Consider the following 18,253-nt stretch of genomic DNA (forward strand, 5'->3'; position numbering starts at 1 on the left):
AACAAAGGGAACCGAGGATAGGCAGAAAGTAACAATTTCACTTGTACAAATCCGCGAGGCTTGCTTTAATAATATTTGGAGGAAAGGGGGTTGAGTGATGAAAAACAAAAAGGTTTTTCTTACAATGCTAATTAGCCAAATCTTGTTCGGATTGTTTACGATTGTTTGGCTTTTTGTCGCGTTAATGTCTGTTATGATGTTCGACTCGCCAGGCTCGGAAAATCTATTCTGGCCTGTGCTTTTATTTATTGTGATTTGGCTTTATCCGGTAGCTCTTATTTTGTCCATTATTGCAAGCTGGGTGCTTTATCGGTTCAACAAAATGAAAATAGCGGTTACCATCGCAATGGTACCGCTCATTTGGGTGCTGCCTCTTCTCGGTTTTTTAATCTATGCCAATGTCAGCTAATCGATGACATCGTTAAAAAACGCTGCCAGCCCTGCTCCATACTGAATTATGTATTATAATTCAACTGCTAAAAAGCTGTTTATTCCTCCGGCTTGTCAAAATGCTCCTGACAAAACGCCAGTACCATCTTCTCTTCATCCTCTTCCAGCTCAAAATCAATGTACTTATTGGAGGAAGTGGTTAGAAATTCATACTTTGCGATGCGGGCTGTATCCTCTTCGATCACATAAATGACACGGAGCGTCACGCCCTCGTCATGATAAAGCTCATCATCATCCGCTACATCCAGATCAAGAATGAACTCATACCTCTTTCCTGATAAAATGCCAAACGGGTCCTTCATTAATTCAGCGCTATATTCTGTTACAGTAAACATGTCATCCGCTCCTTCTTCTCTAGTATAGCAAAACAAAAGCAGCCTGAAACTTGAAATCCAAGCTTCAGACTGCTATTTTTTTGGCAAACGGCTGCTGCCTCGCTGTTTCTTACAGGCTGCTTAGCGTTTCTGTAAGAACAGGTACGATTTGCGATTTGCGGGAAACAACGCCTTTGAGTACCGCTTTATTGTCTACCAACGTTACGTTGTAAGCTTTCTCAACCGCGTGAGCTTGAGCGCCAAGTGCAAGCGCTACGGAATCATTGTTCAAAATGTCCGTTACAACAAGCACAAACAGATCCAGACCTTTTGTCGCAATAATATCGTTAAGAGCTGCTTCCAGCTCAGCTTGGCGAGAAATAACATCGTTTGTATCCACCGCGTTTACTTGCGCGATTTCTACTTTGTAGCTGCCCATTGCGAATTCTTTCGCATCTAGGGAAATCAGCTGTGCAATCGTTTTGTCGCTAAGATCCGCGCCTGCTTTAAGCATGTCCAGACCATAGCTTTCTGCATTAACGCCAGCGATTTCAGCAAGCTCGCGAGCGGCTGCTACATCTTGCTCCGTGCAAGTTGGCGATTTGAACAGCAAGGAATCAGAAATGATAGCAGACAGCATAAGGCCAGCAATTTCTTTGCGGATTTCAACGCCGTTCTCTTTGTACAATTTATTCAAAATTGTCGCTGTGCAGCCTACAGGCTCAGCGCGGAAATATACAGGGTGGCTTGTCTCGAAATTAGCAATACGGTGGTGATCGATGACTTCAAGTACACGTACGTTGTCGATATCGTTTGCGGATTGTTGACGCTCGTTATGATCGACCAAAATAACCGTGTCAGTCTCGTCAGCAACATTCTCGATCAAACGAGGAGCTGGGATGCCGAAATAATCAAGAGCGTATTGTGTTTCGCCATTAACGTCCCCAAGGCGAATCGCCTCAACGTCAGCACCTAGCTTTGTTTTTAGCTCAGCGTATGCGATCGCTGATGTAATCGTGTCGGTATCCGGGTTTTTGTGCCCGAAAATAAGCGTTTTAGTCATTTCGAGTACTCCTTAAAAGTTATTTTTCGGCTGGACCAAACAGTCATTAACGGCCCATGTCCTTTTGTAAATGATATACTAAAAACCATTATAGCTTTAAGTGCTCTTTATTCCTATACCTTTACACTGAATTAAATTATAAAATTTGTGAATGATGTATGTGCTTAAGCTTGTAATAACTGTATTCCCTATTTTCAATAACGATATTGTTTTGAAATTCAAAACCGCATTTTTGGATCACTTTATTCGATGGTACGTTGCGTATCTGAGCAATAGCCACGAGCTCCTCGACATTCGTATTTTCGAACAAATACTGAATCAATCCGTTTGCAGCTTGAGTCGTGTAACCCTTATTTCTATGATCATTTGAAATCCCATAAAAAATCTCTCTGTTGGGCGGCGATATTTTATCCAATATTCCTGTCCCGCAAATACCGATAAATTCGCCAGTATCTCTGGAGATTATACTCAGTCGCAGCCGCAGCTCTCCTATATCGCCATCTTTGGATACCGCTTCTAAAAAACGTAGATTTTCTGGTATTTCATAATGGTTGAACCAGTCTGTCCTTTGTTCCTTAGAAACATTCCAATCCAGCAAAAATTCATGAAAATGAGGCTGCCAAGTGAGATTATGCAGAGCATCTAAATCCTCGACCTGATACTCTCTCAAAATAATATCTTTGCACGCTATAGTTAAAATGCTATTGCCTGTATTTTGTGAATGACTCATCGATATCCTCCTAATGTATAGAAGGAATACAAAGCAGAATATTGAGAAGCATCATAAATCACAAAAAAAGCAGCAAATCACAAGGATTCGCCGCATGATGTGATGTATAACACACTTTGCTTTGTTTCCTTGTAATAGTAAAAATAGAATTGTAGATTAAACTATTACAAAGTAACTGGCATAGTGTTGATTCCCCTTCCAAATATAACCTGATAAAAATTGTAGCAAAATTCAAGCTCAAAGACAATAAAATACACATAATCTTTCTGTGCATGCAAACTATTTCTGACCGGACTTCGAATATACAAGCAAGCGGCAATTTATTATGCGGGAAAGAGAGAGCGATATGGACACAGAAGCAGCATGGATCAAGCAAGTTCAACGACAATCCAGTGAAACGGCAGCGAATGCACTCGTTTCCCGGTACTACAAGGAAATGTACAGCTACGCGTACAGGCAAACAACGAACAAACAGCTGTCCATGGATCTTACACAGGACATTTTCATTCATATGCTGCAGTCGATTGGAAAATTTGACGGAGCCCGCGGTTCCTTCCGTACTTGGCTGTACAAGCTTGCCACAAACCGAATCGTCGACTACTATCGCTCCAAATATTACAGCTATACCCGTCATACCGCTCCGATAGAGGAGGAAATGCCAGATAACGGCGATTTTACATTGGAAATAGAAAAAAGAGAGCAGATTGAAACGATAATGCTCCAGGTAAATCAAATGGATGCTGCCTCACAGCATATTTTCCGCTTGAAGTTTTTTGCTGAGTACACGTTCTCTGACATTGCGCCGCTGCTCAATATTCCAGAATCAACAGCGAAGACCAAATACTACGCCATGATCAGAAGGCTAAAAAAACAGCTTGGAGGCGACAGCAATGAATGAGCAAAAATTTCAGCAAGTCGAACTGCCGGATGAACTTGAGATGGAACAGCATATCCGCAGCATTGTTGCAGCTGGCCTTGTACCAAAGCAAACGTTCTATCACTATTTACGAACGATGTATCGTCGTCTCGGCTTCAGGCATCTGTTCCATGACTGGACAGAAATCGTCTTTGCGCTAACTGCCGGGTTCGCTCTTATCATCTGGTTCGCACTCACCGCATTTGAACGTACAAGAGTACTGAGTGAAGACCTATATTCAGCCATATTCATCGGATCTCCCGTTTTGTATCTCGTCATCGCTCTCCTATTTTTTTTCCGCCGAAAGTACAGCGATACGTATGAGACAGAAATGACCTGCAAGTATAATGTGTACCAGCTTGCCTCGCTGAGGATGCTTGTATTCAGCCTCGCCTGCATGGTCGTTAATGCGGTTTTAATTGTCGCGGCAGCCATCATTTACAGCCAACTAAACGTTTTATTCGCAATATCGCTGTCAGCCGCCTCACTATTTCTTTTCTCTGCTGCTTTCTTGTACATCATGGTCAGCGTGCATTCGGACATGATGAAATATGTGCTCATTGCAGGCTGGTTTATTTTGAATCTGACTCTCCTGCAGCTAAACAAAGAGTTTTATCTTCATTTCATTTCCGCCATTCCAATTTCTATTTATATTGCAGTCGCCATCTTTGGATGCGCCATATCCTTAAAAAATCTTAAGAAGCTAACGACATTCCAAAGCTCGGAAGGAGCTCTCTGACATGCTAACCGTACAAAATGTGTCCAAACGCTTCGGCAACTTCAGCGCGCTGGAGCACATTAATCTTGAATTCAACAACGGCGTTTACGGACTGCTCGCTCCGAACGGAGCAGGGAAAACGACGTTGATTAAAATGCTAGTCACACTGCTGTACCCCAGTGAGGGTGAAATATTGTACAACGGCGAAAATATTATAAGGCTGGATGAACGCTATCGCGAGCAGCTCGGCTATCTTCCCCAGCATTTCGGCTATTACAAAAATTATAGTCCGAGGAAATATCTTCTCTATATTGCGGCTTTAAAGGGCATCGAGACCGCTGCCGCGAAGTCCAAAATCGTGGAGCTGCTGAAGCTCGTTGCGCTTGAAGATGTGATCGATAAAAAAATGAAAAAGTTTTCCGGAGGCATGATCCAGCGTGTCGGCATTGCACAAGCGCTGCTGAATGATCCGCGAATTCTTATTCTGGACGAGCCTACAGCGGGTTTGGACCCGAAGGAACGAGCACGGTTTCGCAATATGTTGACCAGCCTAGCGCGTAATCGAATCGTTATATTGTCTACACATATCGTGTCGGATGTGGAATCGATTGCGAATGAAATTATTTTGATCAAGGACAAACGCGTGCTGCATAAGGATTCCATTGCGAATATTTGCAGCCTCATCGACGGTATGGTGTATGAAACTACGGTTGATTTTGATGCTGCAGATGCATTTCGACATTCGTATCTGTCGCTTTCTGAGAAGCAGGAATCAGGTCGGATGAAATTTAGGTTTATAGGCACAGGGCATCCTAAGCCCGATTGGCACCCTTCAGCGCCAAGCCTTGAGGATGTATTCATCTACATTTATCAGGATGAATCCGCTGCGGAACAACCGGTATGAGCTGGAAAATTCGAGTTTACGAGCTGAGAAAAGCGCTTCTCTCACCCGTCATTATCGCGCTGCTGCTGGTGTTTACCGCTTATAATCTATTCCTCATTGCTCAAGAGGCTTATAAAAAGGATGAAATGAGCATATTGAACGAGCTTGTTGCACAGTTCGGTTCCGAGATTACTAAGCCGATGCAGGAGGATTACAAGTCTTACTATTTGTCGCGACTGGACGAAATGAACAAGCTGACGAATAAACGGACATCTCAAACGTATGAAATGCCCAGCGATTTTTTTGAATATGAAAATTATAAGCGTTACGTGACCGATCAACCGAATCTTTACAGCAGTGACGAGCTAGATTTGTTTAATGAGCTGCGAGTTATTCAAAATTATTATTTCTTGATGCAAGACATCGATGATACCTATGCTGGGTTCGATATGAAGCAGATCGCCGAGGGCGAGATAAAGAAATATGGATTCAGCGGCTCGGCGGCTGATTTGGTGAGACAGCGGTATGACTACATTGCTGAGAGACTACATCAGCTTATCGCAAGTGGCGAGCACAAGAATCTATTCTTCATTGGTCAAATCTATCAATCACATGCCATGCTGTTCAAAACGCTCATTGGATCTATTTTGCTGCAGCTGATGATTTTAGTTGTATTAATGACCGGGTATATAGGAAATTACGAATTTGAGCAAGGTACACATCTGCTGCACTACTCCACCAAACGAGGCAGAAAGCTGCAAACGGATAAGCTGCTTTCCTCCTTTGCAGCCAGCATAATCGTGACGACCGCTCTAACCGGATTTTCGTTGTCCGCCTACTTCCTGACCTTCAGCTACAAGGGGCTTTGGAAGGTGCCGGTCAGCAGCTTTTTCAATTGGGAATTCGGTATGCCTTATCCTTATTTAACTTGGCACACGATGTCTTATATTGCCTATTTAGGCTGTGCTATCGCGCTCATCTTTGTGCTCCTGCTTATCTTTACCGCCATCACCTTTGTGTTAACCGCAATTATTCGCAACAGCTATTTGGTATTTGGAGCATTTGCCATACTTTTCGGCTCTTTTCTCCTAATCACCAACCTCGTACCAAGAGATTTAAAGCTTATTTTATTTACAGGGTTTACCCCTTTTCATCTTGTATTGAATTCGAAAGCGTGGTTTACAGCAAGCGGCGCCTTCATGAGCCTTCCAAATAACGAATGGATTACAGCTGGCATTTGGCTGGCGCTGTTAGCACTTTGCTGCATCCTCTGCTTGCATCAATTTAAACGACAAAATATTAACTAGATAGGAGCTCCTATGACAATCGTGCTGCATGAAATAAAGAAGGTTTTTGGCCTGAGGATGGTCATTATGCTTCTAGCGATCAATGTTGTATTTTATTTCTTATTCATACAGTTTTATTTTCAACATTTTCCTAACGGAAATCCCGATACTGAAATTCATAAAGCCAGCATTGAGATGAAAAAGGATTATGGCACGCATATGGATAATGCTGAGTATGAGCTGTTTAGACAGAAATACGATGAAACAATCGAAAAAGCAGAACAATTCATGAAGACCGATCAGCAATTCATGGATGCTGGGATCACTACCTATGAGCAATTTTACAACAGTGATTATAACAATGAGCAACTGAACAAGCTCCATAATTATGCTGTATTCGAGTCGGATACCGAACTGTTCTGGGAGCTGCAAGCACGCAGGTACATGATCGAACGCTATGAAAATAGTGAAAAATATCCTTACAACGCATATGGCGAGGTTGATGCGAAGCAGCAGAATAGAATGGAGAAGCATGTTGCTTCCGATGAGGGTGACTCGATATTTACCGATGTTGTTTTCAGTAATTATATGAGTTTAATCATCTACATGACCGTTCTTATCGGTTTAAGCATCCTCTTTATGGTTTCACCTATTTTTCTTCACGATAAACGAAGCAAGCTTATTCATTTGCAATATACTGCGCGAATCGGACGAAGGCTTTTCTTGCGAAAGCTTACTGCTGCAATGATTTCCACACTTCTTATCGTAACCGTACAGCTTGGCGTCTTCTTCCTCATGTATAGCAGGCTGGGAACAGGATTATTTCTGGACTCGGGCATCAATTCGATATTTAATATAGGTTACTTTTGGTATGATCTCACATTCGGACAATACATCGGTCTGACTGTAGCAGCTATATATGCGCTCAGTCTAATCACCGCGGTGTTTGCAGCATGGATCTCGAGCATAGCTCCTAATTACATGGTTATCATCGGACTCCAAATCCCTTATGCTTTTCTGATGTTTGGATGGATGGAAAAATTACTAATCGGTAGACTTGCCGATATTTATTACGCGCAGCATGTGCAGCCGCTAACTTATTTACTTCTTGCCGCAGGCGCAGTTCTAATATTTGTTCTTCGCTGGCGGAGTGAGCGACGAGCAGATTTGCTCGTGTAGCAAGCATGATTGATCTAACTGTTAGTTAAGATGCTGAGGCAGCCTAGAATTGAACAGTAATACTTAGGCTGCCTCAGACATAAAAAAATTAGGCTTTACAACTAAATGGAAATATATTATATTTGTATGCACAAACAACTTTTATGTGAAAATGAGGTAATAACGATGCTGGATACGTATTTAAAGGAATGCCTGTACTTCACTGCAAATCGATTGGGCAGAATTATTACGAAGATGGCAGAAGATGAATTTGCCGTTAGCGGCATGTCACCCACGGCTGCTTTTTTATTAATGGCTGTGTATGAGAAGGATGGCATCTCACAGAAGGAGTTAGGCGAGATTCTCCATCTCCAGCCCTCCACAGTGACCCGTCTGATTGAGAAGCTTGTTATTAAAGGGCTGCTCACCAGCCGAGTAGATGGGCGTTTATCACTTATTTCCGCCACCGAGAAAGGCAAAGCATTAAATGACACGATTAATGAGTGCTGGATGAATTTGCGTAAACGTTACGCCTTATTGCTCGGGGAAAAAGAAAGCGAAGAGCTGTCCTTTCAACTATGTGCGGTGAGTGATCAACTAGAAAATAAAGAATGACAACATCTTCTTTATTTAAGAAAATATTTGCTTGTGCAAACAAGTTTAATTGTTTTGTTGAATATAAATAAAAACGCAAAGGAGAGATTTTATGAAAAACAAACCTATTTTAATCATTGGAGGTACCGGTAAAACGGGTCGCCGCGTAGCAGAAAGATTGACCGCTCGTGGGCTGCCCGTACGAATCGGCTCCCGCTCAAGTGATCCTTCGTTCGATTGGGGAAATCCGTCAACATGGGCAGCGTCCCTGCAAGGCGCAGAGTCTGTGTATATTACGTACTACCCCGACTTAGCGCTTCCCGGTGCTGCCGCATCGATCGGTGCTTTCGCTGAGCAAGCAGTGAAACAAGGAATCAAGCGCTTGGTGCTATTGTCCGGCCGAGGTGAAGAAGAAGCTCAGCTTAGTGAGAAAGCACTGCGCGACTCTGGCGCTGACTGGACTATTTTGCGGGCGAGCTGGTTTTGTCAAAATTTCAGTGAAAGCTTCCTGCTGGATTCCGTACTCAGTGGAAGTATTATACTCCCTGCCGCGGACGTAGCTGAGCCATTCATCGACGCGGATGACATTGCAGATGTCGCAGTCGCAGCGCTGACTGAGGATGGCCATATCGGCAAGCTTTATGAGCTGACTGGCCCGCGCGCGCTCACCTTTAAAGAAGCTACCGAAGAAATTGCGAAAGCCAGCGGCAGAGATGTCCGCTACGTACAGGTAACCTCCGAGCAGTTTATCTCTGCGCTTGCGCAGCAAGATATGCCTGATTATGTTCTCACGTTATTGACTGAGCTATTTACTAAAGTGCTGGATGGACGTAATTCACACCTGACAGATGGCGTTCAGCTCGCTCTAAACCGTGAGCCTCGGGATTTTGCCGACTACGCTCGAGACACCGCAGCTGCAGGTATATGGGGGGTTCCAAATGTTTGATCGCTCCATCGTTGTCTTAACCTTTTTCTCTGCTCTTGGCTCAGGTTTGATGGCAGGATTGTTTTTTGTCTTTTCGACGTTTATGATGACCGCTCTCTCGCGTCTTCCTGCAGCGCAAAGTATTGCCGCAATGCAGTCCATCAACGTCGTTATACTGAACCCGTTGTTTGGTCTAGTGTTTTCTGGGACGGCGTTAGCATGCATCTTACTTGCGATCACCTCTTTTTTCCGATTAGGTGAACCCGCGGCAACCTATTTGCTTGCCGGCAGCCTTCTCTATCTCATTGGCTCCGTTCTAGTAACGATTGTATTTAACGTACCTTTAAACGATATGCTAGCCTCAGCGGACCCAAGTGTCGCAGGCTCTGAATTATGGACGCGTTATGTTGCGAGCTGGACGCCATGGAATCATGTGCGAACCATTTCCACCCTTGCGTCGTTGGTTTGTTTTATTATAGCGTTCCGACATTCGAGCTAACGGTGGTACTTAAAGCTTCTTTTCAAAGCAAAGGCTTGAATCACAGGAAATATATTCACCATATCTATCAATTTCATAATAATGATGTTTTTTATAGAAATGAAGCGCTTCGGGTTGTGGAGCCCCTGCTTCCAATCGAATATATTGATAATTCATATCCTTCGCTCTGGCTTCTAGATCATTCAAAACTTGTGCGGCTATGCCGTTCCTTCTAAATTCGGGGGTGACATAAAATCGTTTTAATTCTATATACTCCTCATCCAGCGGTTTTATAGCTCCACATCCAACCGGTTCTCCTTGCTCGTATGCTACCACAAATACAATTTGCTCAATCCCTGGATCATTAAAATCTACTGTAAATACTTCCTCTGCCGTATATCTTTGCGCTAAATCCTCATCTAGCTTCTGAATAAGTCGATGTAAATCTGTATCGGTATGTGATACTTGTGCAATTTTCAATGCCATTTCTGCACGTCCTCTAGTTTGAATGGTTTACATGATTATCAATCGATGGTACTCCGTCCTCTATTATTTTACCGAATTCGCTTCACCCTTGCCACTCTAAAGCTAACTGCAAAAGTCAAAAAAGCTCTCATGGACTAAGCCATGAGAGCTTTCTTTTGGGCGGTTTCATGAGATTTTCGCTTAAATCCACATCACACATTCATCTCAAACTGATGACTAACCTCTTATTTGCCGCCGTGCAGCCAGACGGTTTGCCTTCCAGCTGGACTGCTTGCAGCCTATAACTCATCTGTAGAGAACGATTGAGGATGCTCCATGCCTGTTTTACTGTCCTTTAAAAGCTTTCAAAAACTGAACTGCTTTGCTAATATCCGCTTCTGGACTCGTACCAACTTCACGCTCGATCGTCAGATAACCTGTATAGCCAATTTCCTGAAGCGCTCGCAAATATGCTGGCCAGTCTACAGTACCATCACCAAGCGGCACTTCGCGGAACGCAGAACCTGTTTCGGCCATCGCAGCAATTTTCTCATGGTCAAGTGCAACCTCGTAGCCATAATCGCCATAAACGTCGCGCGGATCAACATCTCCCAGCTTCACGCCATCCTTTGCATGCGTATGAACGATATAATCCTTAAGCGTGTACACGCCTTGGACAGGATCATCTCCTGTAACCATAACCATGTTGGCAGGGTCAAAGTTAACAGCTACGCCTTTGGTGCCAAGACCATCAAGAAACGACTTTAAATGCGCAGACGTCTCAGGCCCTGTCTCAATCGCAAAATAAGCGTTCATGTCATTTGCGAATCTAGCTAGCTCTTCACATGCCGCATGCATCGTCTCATAAACACGGCTGTTTTTGTCGCTTGGAACGATACCGATATGCGTCGTAATAATGTTTGTTCCAAGCTCCATGCCAAGCTCCATAATCCGTTTGGATTTATCGATTTTCGCTCGGTTTTCCGCAGGATCCTGAAAACCATGGCCGCCCAAATCGCCAACTAGAGCGGAAATATCAAGGCCTAGCCCATCAATATAAGACTTCCATTCTTTTCTTGCAGCTGTGTTCAGGTTAGCAGGGTCCAGCTCGCCATGTACTGCATACATTTGCACGCCATCCGCACCAACCTGCTTCGCTTTAAGCAAACCTTCCTTTACACCAACCTGAAAGCTATCCACGATAACGCCGATTTTGTTCGTAATGATAGGTGATGTCATCTTCGAGTCACTCCTTCGTTTAAATTTCGTTCCAAACACGTTTTACGAATTCAAAGCCAAGTCTCGTTCCAAGACGGCAATCTTCCAAGCCTTCAAACTCAATGGAAATATAATCATCATAGCCGCTTTCTTTCACTGCACGCAGTACTTGCGGCATTGCGATGTCGCCATGTCCGACGATTGCACCCCGAAGCCAATTGCCGCCTTTGGATTTAAACCAGCCTTCACCCGGATTTTCGGTAGATGGACGATAGTAGAAATCTTTAATATGGACCATAGAAGCCAGGCTGACATTGTTTTTAACAGCAGCAAGAGGATTCTCATCCACACAAAGGAAGTTCCCGACATCAAGCGTTGTCTTGAAGTTTGGACGATCTACAACCTCAATGAGTGCCTGTACCCGGTCGCTATGTTGTATAAAATAACCGTGATTTTCTACACTTGTTGTAATTCCAAACGTTGCTGCATAATCCGCAACAGCTTGGCAAGCCTTCGCTAGCTTCGGCAGCTCCAACAAGAAGTTCGAAATGGATAGGTTTTGCGATGATGCCACGTCGTGGCGCATCTTCTTCACGCCAAGTGCTGCCGCAATATCTACTTCACGCTTCAAGCGGTCAAGCTCCAGCTCGAATTGCTCTTCATTTAAACCGGAGAAGTTTGCACCTACCGCATAATTCGATATTTCAATACCGCTTTCCTGCGCTTGCTTCTTAATCACTTCGATCAGTTCCGGATTTTCAGTAAGGTTAAAGCCAAGCGGTACAATTTCAACATGCTCTCCACCAATGGATGCGATATATGCGATAACATCCTGTATCGTCATTTCGCCCCTTCTCAGTGCATTATATAAGCTGTATGTGCTGATTCCTAATTTCATAGACGCACTTCCGCTCCTTTTGCTGCGGATTCATAAATGCCGACTAATATCTTCATAATTTCCACGCCATCCGCCACTGGGCTGATTGGCTGTTTTCCGTTAGCAACACAATCAACGAAGTGGTTGATTTCATTTTGGAAAGCGCCAACAAAATCAAAGCCAGCGTGATCCGTCTGCGGATATACGTTTAAGATCGTGTCATTTTGCTCTGTTACAATAACGGTTTCCGGATCGATTTCAAAACCGCCTTTTTCCCCATACAGCTTAACTGTGTTTTCATTAGACTTAGCATGCAGCGTGAAGCTGACATCTACGAGCAGCGATGCGCCATTCTCGAAGCGAATAAGCGCATTTGCCAAATCCTCAACTGTGTTTTTCTCTGCATCGTAATCCGCCGCTTGGTAGAAGCTTAGGTTTTTTACATTGGCACGATTGCCAAGCTTGCGATACGTATTGGCACTAACGGATACCGGCTTTGGTCGTCCCATCAAATACCAGCAAAGATCGATGACGTGTACGCCAATATCAATAAGCGGTCCGCCGCCTGAGCGCTCAATGTCGGAGAACCATCCGCCTGGATTTCCAAGGCGTCTGAGCGTTGATGCTTTGGCAAAATAAATTTCACCGAACTCGCCTCTGTCAGCCATCGCACGAATCAATTGTGCACTCGTATCGTATCTGCGGACGAAGCCCACTTGAAGGAGCTTGCCGGATTGCTCTACAGCCTCTTGCACAAGAAGCGCATCTTCAACCGTACGGCAAAGCGGCTTCTCTACGAGCACATGCTTGCCAGCTTTTAGAGCCGCAATGCTGATTTCAGCATGCGTATTGTTCCACGTACAAATGCTGACTGCTTCAATAACTGGATCAGCGAGCAGCTCGTGATAATCCGTGTAAATTTTTTCGGCGCCATATTTCTCAGCTGCGGCTTTTACGCGCTCTTCATTTAAATCGCAAACCGCGTAAATGTTCGCATTAGGATTTTTCTTATAGGAATCTAGATGAGATGATGAGATAGAGCCTGTTCCAATAACCGCGATTTGTATCGGTTTCATTGCTAATCTCTCCTTATGGATTCTAATAGTAAGGTTTTGCATGTCTACACTTTCGTATTATAATGGTTTCAACCTGCAACTCCATGTAAAGCTGTGCGGTTTGTTTGTACAATTGTGCTATCCTACTGAGGAGGTCATTCAAGTTGGAAAAATTCGAAGAACTGCGTGAGCCTATGGACATGCCAGACCCTCATTTTCCGATAAAACTGCATCACAACACCTTCGACCAGCAGGGAATAGTCATTTTCCCGCATCATTTTCATGAACATCTTGAATTTTTATATTTTGTGTCTGGCAAAGCCTCGATAGAGTGCGGTTCTACTACGATAACAGCTTCCGCTGGCGATCTCATCGTTGTGAACAGCAATGAGCTTCACTACGGAATCAGCCTATCATCAGATTTGTACTACTATGCGCTCATCGCCGACATTTCCTTGCTGCACAGCCAGTCGGTCGATGCTGCTGAAACGAAGTTCATTACGCCCATTACGCAGAATCGCCTTCTGCTGCAAAATTATATTGGCGACGACAGCAAAGTAACATCCTGCATGCATGCCATCATCAATGAGCTTGAGCAGCGCGAGTTCGGTTACGAGCTGGCCATAAAGTCCGAGCTCTACCGCCTGTTGACGCTGCTGCTTCGCGGTCATGTCGCTACCGTGCTCACCAAAGACGAATATGCGGAGCGTATGAAAAACATTGAGCGCTTCGCGCCTGTCTTCAAGCATATTGAGGACAGCTACAAGGATGAGCTTTCGGTGGACCAGCTGGCAAGCATGGCAAACCTCAGCCGCTACCACTTTAGCCGATTGTTCAAAGAGCTGAGCGGCCATACCGTTACAGAATATATAACGATGACACGGCTCGGCAAAGCCGATTACTTGCTGCGTCATAGTCCGCTTACCGTATCGGAGGTTGCAACAGCGACAGGCTTCAACGACATTTATTACTTTAGCCGTACGTTCAAAAAACACAAAAAAGTTTCCCCGTCCTCGCTTCGGGGAAACTAATGTTGTTTGATGCTACACGTTTGAATTTTCACGGTAAAACACAGTGGCTGCTTGGGTCAGCACCGCCTCTTATTTGCGGCCAAAATCCGCTTTGATTTCGCCCCACTCCTCGGTATTCCATTTCAATACCTTATTCGTGTAGGTATGGGTTTGAAGCCACTTGACAGCTTCATCTGTAAGCTCCCAAATTTTCGAAGTCGAAGCATCCCTTTTTAAGGTCGAGGCTACTTTTTTGTTGCGAAGCCAGCTTAGCGCTGTTCTTGAATCACTGTAGATCGTCCTTGTGCTGCCTTTCTCCTTCAAATAGGAAAGAGCATGTACGATAGCAATAAACTCGCCTAAATTATTAGTGCCGTTCGGTACAGGTCCAACATAAAATAAGATTTCGCCCGTTTGTGTGTCGACGCCTTTATACTCGACAGGACCGGGATTTCCACGCGTCCCGACTTATGAAAAGTGGGTTTTGTGTCCAGACACCCCAAAAGCTTACGGTTATTGGGTAAACAAGCATTTTGGTTATTAAATACTTTTGGACATAGAAAACACTTCCCAAAAAGTTATGGAAATTAAATCTTGTTTACGTAAGGCATTTTTTTTGGACACGCTTATTTGTTATATACATGTCAATTTTTGATGAAAAGAGAAGAGATTTTTATTCAGTAGAAAATCACACTCAGAGTTTTCACGAGTATATTTATAGTCAAATTATATTTATAAAATTGTATAGATTCCAAAATCATTTCAACTAACTTAACCTGTTAGTGAATCTCGTATGATGGATAATATGCTATTGTTATCCGTTTGTTCAACTTAAAATATCTATCTTTACGATTTCACTCTTTGGTACACTTAGAAAAATAAAAAAAGGTTCCCTTACTCATCAATGTAACTAAACATATCATTTAACTCACTAGTCATCGTACTAAAATCGACACTATCAAGTTCTTCTTCGACTTTTGATAAGGCATTATCTAGGTCTATAATCAAGTTATCAAAAAATGAGTTCATTACTTCAAATCCTTTATAGTCGACCAATTTGTTGTGAGCAATATGATTTCTATAAATACGGAATTCCGTTTCCCATCGACTTAGAAAATCTCCAGATAAATAATTTTTAAAGTACTGTTCCCAAAAATTAATCTTAGTTACTAACTGTTTCTTTAACTTGTCATGTATACTATTTGCAGTCTCTGACGGACTATTCTTTCTTAACAGTTTTGCTATTTCTTCATCTGCACTTGGACACCATTCTTTATATTCATGTTTCAAAAGTTTACCTAAATCTTCTGCATAAAGAGCGAGTAAATAATGGCTAACATTTCTAAAACCTTTTGCTACTTTTATTGCAGAACCCTGATGTCCTTTGTGTTGATTTTGTAACTTATCAGGTACAAATTCCCACCAATTATCTAATTTAGTGAATAGAACAAGATTAATCAGTTGCCTTAATTTATTTTCTATTTTATGTACTTTATTATAAAGTTCCAAAGACAATTCATTTGATTGTTCGTCTTCTAACCATAAACAATGCTTAAAGTCAGCTGCTAATAATTTATCCTTTAGCCATAGCTTTATTTCTTCTAGAGTATGGTTATAATCTGTTACTTCGCTCTTATCGAAAATCTTTATATTTAAGTTACGTAACTCTCTGAAATGCAGATGTAATTCGTATTCTTCTTCTGTATTTTTAAGAGTGTACTCAAAAAAATTACCATTTCTTTCGGAATAATCAACATTGAGACTTTGATTCGCGTGTTGGATTAATTCCGTTTTAATAATGTTGTCTATATAATCATAGTAATCACTATAATCTTCTAATTCTTTTTGAAAATCACTTAAATAGATATTAACCTTTTTCATTAATTCAACCCCCATTACTATTGCTGAATGCTTTCTGCATTACTATTTAATTAAACCCTTTAACGCTTCCTTTTTCAACCAAAATCTACTCATACAGGCAGTGGCCAATTTACAATATTCCAATAAACTATCCTACCCTTTATTTATAATTATAATTCCATTGACTCTGCGTGAATGTGGAGTAAGACAATGGAAATCCTTCAATAAAATTTTCTTTTACAATTTCTTTTCATAGGTTCTATACAGTACTCGGTGATACGTATTTGTTTAATTTCTTTTAGAATCCATAAATTCAAACATTTCCTTAATGAGTTTGTTAGTTTTTTTTATTTCTTCATTGCTTCTTCCTTGAAGAATGCGCATAAAATCGCCGACCACCTTACGTCTCTCTATTTGCGCTTTGTTAAAGCTAAAATCCATTTGAAAAAATTCAGTTGGAGTAACTTCCAATGCTTTTAATATTTTTTCTAGATTATTTAAAGTGATATTCCGCGTTCCCCTTTCGACTTCGCTTAACAATGATAAGGCCAGCRCAGAACGTTCAGCTAATACCTCTTGTGTAATACCTTTTATCCCTCTGACTGCTTTTATTCTTTCACCAACAGATTTAGCTAGATTATTCAATAAGTTTCACCTCTTCTATCCTAGTGTAGGAGAGGAATATAAACAAAAACAGACTTATATACAGGTTATTTTTGTCTTTGAAAACAACCTGTATATAGGTTATTATTGAGACAATTAATATACATATTGAAAAGGAATGAATCGCTATGTACTCTTTGGACAAGATTAAAGCTATTGTTGAATATAAGGAAAAAGAGATTGTTATGTTAAAATCTTTAGCATTACAGCCATATTCAGAAGGTATGCTTCAACTCCTAAATCAAAAAGAGAAACAATTAAAACATTTTGTAACACTCCCCGGATATTTGTCTATGTATATGCAAGACAATATTGAAGGGATGGATTACATTATGAATTATTTAAAATCAAAAGGTGATAAAGTCTCAATTTCAATCGTATCTCACTATAATGGGAATCAAAATGATGAGGTTGTTTTAGGGAACGATGTGATTGGAGAAATAACAAAAAAATGAAAAAAACTTCCATTGATTATATACGTGAACGTAGCGAAAGACAAAAAAAGCGCACGCAAAATATTATCGACATGGCTGAGATACAGTTAGAGGACCTAAAAGAATTTTTGAAAGTTTTAGATGAGGAAAAAAAAGGTTTTCCTTTGAAAAAGTAAATTAAGAAAATGAACAATGGGTAAATGAATTGACCAGGAAGAATGAGGAACAGTTAAATAGTCGTGGAAAGTTTGGTGATGATTCGAGTGAGTAGCTGTCGGTGATAAGTTCGATACCTGGGGATTGAAATAACTTATATATAAACAGTTTTATATGTATTTGTTAGGAATGACTCAGGTGTTTTTATTATGTCGGAAGTGAGATATTTGTCACAGGAACTGATAACTTCAAGATAAAACCGCTCTTGATTCCAGAAAGTAGAATACTCTTCTTCCTTGCAAAAAGCATGGAGTGTTGTGCGGTCTTGAAAGTCTGAAATTGTGTTCAAGTTTGTGATGCATGAAAAAAATCAAAATGAACAGTAAGGTGAGCAAATATGGACCTCAATGGTACAAAGTTAGGAAAAAAGGCAACAAAAATCATTACTGATAACTTGAAGTCCCCATTGAAATCTACAAATGAAAAGAATTATTTCATCAATATGTGTATCAAAACCAGTAAACAGATAAAAAGATAATGTTACACCCCAATAGTCATTATCAGTGGCCCAAACGAAAGTCATACAATGATATTTACTGAGGAACTAAGGAGGAATGTGTGATGCCAACAGAAATAGCAGACCATTATGGGTGTATAGTAGATACTTATCGGAAGGTTCTGCAACTAACCGATACTCATAAACCGAGTATTGAACTTCTAGAAGCCATCATTCAGTGTTATGGTGCCGGATATTCAGCGGGAGAAGATGAGGAAGCGGAGAAAGTCCACTTCTTTTATATTGATATGGTGGATAGAGAGGAATTGTACAGAAGATGCCATAGTAATGGCGGCGCAGTATGAAGAAGAAAACACGAATACCTACTGACGACTACATTACTAAGAAATGAACGGAACGTGAGCTTTTAGAACGGTAAGGTATGAAGTTAGTTAGTTATTTACTTAACTTCGGCAGCGCATAGGGATAAGTATTTACAGATAA

22 protein-coding genes and 1 pseudogene are annotated in these 18,253 nt (G+C 41.8%); 13 read left to right on the forward strand and 10 right to left on the reverse strand.

All coding sequences use genetic code 11. The annotated features are described in order from the left end of the window. Positions 1–97 precede the first annotated feature (97 nt). Entirely contained in the window at positions 98–409 is a 312-nt protein-coding gene (locus tag AB4Z45_RS21595; protein WP_441911448.1) for a hypothetical protein, read from the forward strand. A 79-nt stretch (positions 410–488) separates the two neighbouring features. On the opposite strand, the gene AB4Z45_RS21600 is transcribed toward AB4Z45_RS21595, so the two are convergent. From AB4Z45_RS21600 to AB4Z45_RS21610, 3 genes are all read right to left on the reverse strand, one after another. Next, positions 489–785: a DUF6509 family protein gene (locus AB4Z45_RS21600; protein WP_076267265.1), complete on the reverse strand. Its 297-nt coding sequence runs from the start codon at positions 783–785 to the stop codon at positions 489–491. A gap of 109 nt (positions 786–894) precedes the next feature. After that, positions 895–1,827: a manganese-dependent inorganic pyrophosphatase gene (locus AB4Z45_RS21605; RefSeq protein WP_441911450.1), complete on the reverse strand. Its 933-nt coding sequence runs from the start codon at positions 1,825–1,827 to the stop codon at positions 895–897. Positions 1,828–1,963: 136 nt separating this feature from the next. Then, positions 1,964–2,557, reverse strand: a complete 594-nt coding sequence (locus AB4Z45_RS21610; RefSeq protein ID WP_441911452.1) for a GNAT family N-acetyltransferase — start codon at positions 2,555–2,557, stop codon at positions 1,964–1,966. Positions 2,558–2,882: 325 nt separating this feature from the next. Here AB4Z45_RS21610 and AB4Z45_RS21615 point away from each other — a divergent pair, with 325 nt between their 5' ends. From AB4Z45_RS21615 to AB4Z45_RS21650, 8 genes are all read left to right on the forward strand, one after another. Then, a complete protein-coding gene (locus AB4Z45_RS21615) occupies positions 2,883–3,455 on the forward strand; it encodes an RNA polymerase sigma factor (RefSeq protein WP_441911453.1) in 573 nt (190 codons plus the stop codon). Then, positions 3,448–4,212: a hypothetical protein gene (locus AB4Z45_RS21620; RefSeq protein WP_441911455.1), complete on the forward strand. Its 765-nt coding sequence runs from the start codon at positions 3,448–3,450 to the stop codon at positions 4,210–4,212. The genes AB4Z45_RS21615 and AB4Z45_RS21620 overlap by 8 nt, the downstream gene beginning before the upstream one ends. A gap of 1 nt (position 4,213) precedes the next feature. Then, positions 4,214–5,095, forward strand: coding sequence for an ABC transporter ATP-binding protein (locus tag AB4Z45_RS21625; RefSeq protein WP_076267270.1), 882 nt, complete (start codon positions 4,214–4,216; stop codon positions 5,093–5,095). Then, positions 5,092–6,381 carry a hypothetical protein gene (locus tag AB4Z45_RS21630; RefSeq protein ID WP_441911457.1) on the forward strand — a complete coding sequence of 430 codons (1,290 nt, stop codon included), beginning with the start codon at positions 5,092–5,094 and terminating at the stop codon, positions 6,379–6,381. The genes AB4Z45_RS21625 and AB4Z45_RS21630 overlap by 4 nt, the downstream gene beginning before the upstream one ends. 12 nt (positions 6,382–6,393) lie before the next feature. Next, positions 6,394–7,539, forward strand: coding sequence for a hypothetical protein (locus tag AB4Z45_RS21635; protein WP_441911459.1), 1,146 nt, complete (start codon positions 6,394–6,396; stop codon positions 7,537–7,539). A 165-nt stretch (positions 7,540–7,704) separates the two neighbouring features. Beyond that, positions 7,705–8,133 carry a MarR family winged helix-turn-helix transcriptional regulator gene (locus tag AB4Z45_RS21640; RefSeq protein ID WP_076267273.1) on the forward strand — a complete coding sequence of 143 codons (429 nt, stop codon included), beginning with the start codon at positions 7,705–7,707 and terminating at the stop codon, positions 8,131–8,133. A 91-nt stretch (positions 8,134–8,224) separates the two neighbouring features. Beyond that, the gene (locus AB4Z45_RS21645) at positions 8,225–9,058 is read left to right on the forward strand and encodes an NmrA family NAD(P)-binding protein (RefSeq protein ID WP_441911461.1); all 834 of its coding nucleotides are present in this window, start codon (positions 8,225–8,227) and stop codon (positions 9,056–9,058) included. After that, on the forward strand, positions 9,051–9,536 hold the full coding sequence (locus AB4Z45_RS21650) for an anthrone oxygenase family protein (protein ID WP_441911463.1): 486 nt from the start codon (positions 9,051–9,053) through the stop codon (positions 9,534–9,536). Before AB4Z45_RS21645 ends, AB4Z45_RS21650 begins: the two co-directional genes overlap by 8 nt. Positions 9,537–9,545: 9 nt before the next feature. Here the strand turns inward: AB4Z45_RS21650 and AB4Z45_RS21655 are convergent, their stop codons facing one another. The 4 genes from AB4Z45_RS21655 to AB4Z45_RS21670 form a co-directional block, all read right to left on the reverse strand. Then, a complete protein-coding gene (locus AB4Z45_RS21655) occupies positions 9,546–10,001 on the reverse strand; it encodes a GNAT family N-acetyltransferase (RefSeq protein ID WP_441911465.1) in 456 nt (151 codons plus the stop codon). Positions 10,002–10,325: 324 nt separating this feature from the next. Beyond that, positions 10,326–11,219, reverse strand: a complete 894-nt coding sequence (locus AB4Z45_RS21660) for a sugar phosphate isomerase/epimerase family protein (RefSeq protein ID WP_339204981.1) — start codon at positions 11,217–11,219, stop codon at positions 10,326–10,328. Between the two features lie 19 nt (positions 11,220–11,238). Beyond that, on the reverse strand, positions 11,239–12,096 hold the full coding sequence (locus AB4Z45_RS21665; protein ID WP_441911467.1) for a sugar phosphate isomerase/epimerase family protein: 858 nt from the start codon (positions 12,094–12,096) through the stop codon (positions 11,239–11,241). Continuing rightward, positions 12,093–13,151 (reverse strand): Gfo/Idh/MocA family protein, encoded by a 1,059-nt coding sequence (locus AB4Z45_RS21670; RefSeq protein ID WP_076267279.1) that lies wholly within the window; start codon positions 13,149–13,151, stop codon positions 12,093–12,095. The genes AB4Z45_RS21665 and AB4Z45_RS21670 overlap by 4 nt, the downstream gene beginning before the upstream one ends. Before the next feature lie 143 nt (positions 13,152–13,294). On the opposite strand from AB4Z45_RS21670, the gene AB4Z45_RS21675 reads away from it, so the two are divergent. Further along, positions 13,295–14,161 carry an AraC family transcriptional regulator gene (locus AB4Z45_RS21675; protein WP_441911469.1) on the forward strand — a complete coding sequence of 289 codons (867 nt, stop codon included), beginning with the start codon at positions 13,295–13,297 and terminating at the stop codon, positions 14,159–14,161. Between the two features lie 69 nt (positions 14,162–14,230). Here the strand turns inward: AB4Z45_RS21675 and AB4Z45_RS21680 are convergent. The 3 genes and pseudogenes from AB4Z45_RS21680 to AB4Z45_RS21690 all read right to left on the reverse strand — a co-directional run. Next, positions 14,231–14,608, reverse strand: a pseudogene (locus AB4Z45_RS21680) (RNase H family protein); the annotation flags it as partial. A 426-nt stretch (positions 14,609–15,034) separates the two neighbouring features. Continuing rightward, on the reverse strand, positions 15,035–16,021 hold the full coding sequence (locus AB4Z45_RS21685) for a hypothetical protein (RefSeq protein ID WP_441911471.1): 987 nt from the start codon (positions 16,019–16,021) through the stop codon (positions 15,035–15,037). A gap of 267 nt (positions 16,022–16,288) precedes the next feature. Further along, positions 16,289–16,645 carry a helix-turn-helix domain-containing protein gene (locus AB4Z45_RS21690; RefSeq protein WP_441911473.1) on the reverse strand — a complete coding sequence of 119 codons (357 nt, stop codon included), beginning with the start codon at positions 16,643–16,645 and terminating at the stop codon, positions 16,289–16,291. A 146-nt stretch (positions 16,646–16,791) separates the two neighbouring features. Here AB4Z45_RS21690 and AB4Z45_RS21695 point away from each other — a divergent pair, with 146 nt between their 5' ends. From AB4Z45_RS21695 to AB4Z45_RS21705, 3 genes are all read left to right on the forward strand, one after another. After that, complete coding sequence (locus AB4Z45_RS21695) at positions 16,792–17,118, forward strand: hypothetical protein (RefSeq protein ID WP_441911475.1); 327 nt, start codon at positions 16,792–16,794, stop codon at positions 17,116–17,118. After that, entirely contained in the window at positions 17,115–17,273 is a 159-nt protein-coding gene (locus AB4Z45_RS21700; protein ID WP_441911476.1) for a hypothetical protein, read from the forward strand. The genes AB4Z45_RS21695 and AB4Z45_RS21700 overlap by 4 nt, the downstream gene beginning before the upstream one ends. Positions 17,274–17,874: 601 nt before the next feature. After that, the gene (locus AB4Z45_RS21705; protein ID WP_441911478.1) at positions 17,875–18,114 is read left to right on the forward strand and encodes a hypothetical protein; all 240 of its coding nucleotides are present in this window, start codon (positions 17,875–17,877) and stop codon (positions 18,112–18,114) included. Positions 18,115–18,253: the final 139 nt, after the last annotated feature.

Source organism: Paenibacillus sp. MCAF9, assembly GCF_052114265.1.
In the GTDB taxonomy this organism is placed as follows: Bacteria; Bacillota; Bacilli; order Paenibacillales; family Paenibacillaceae; genus Pristimantibacillus.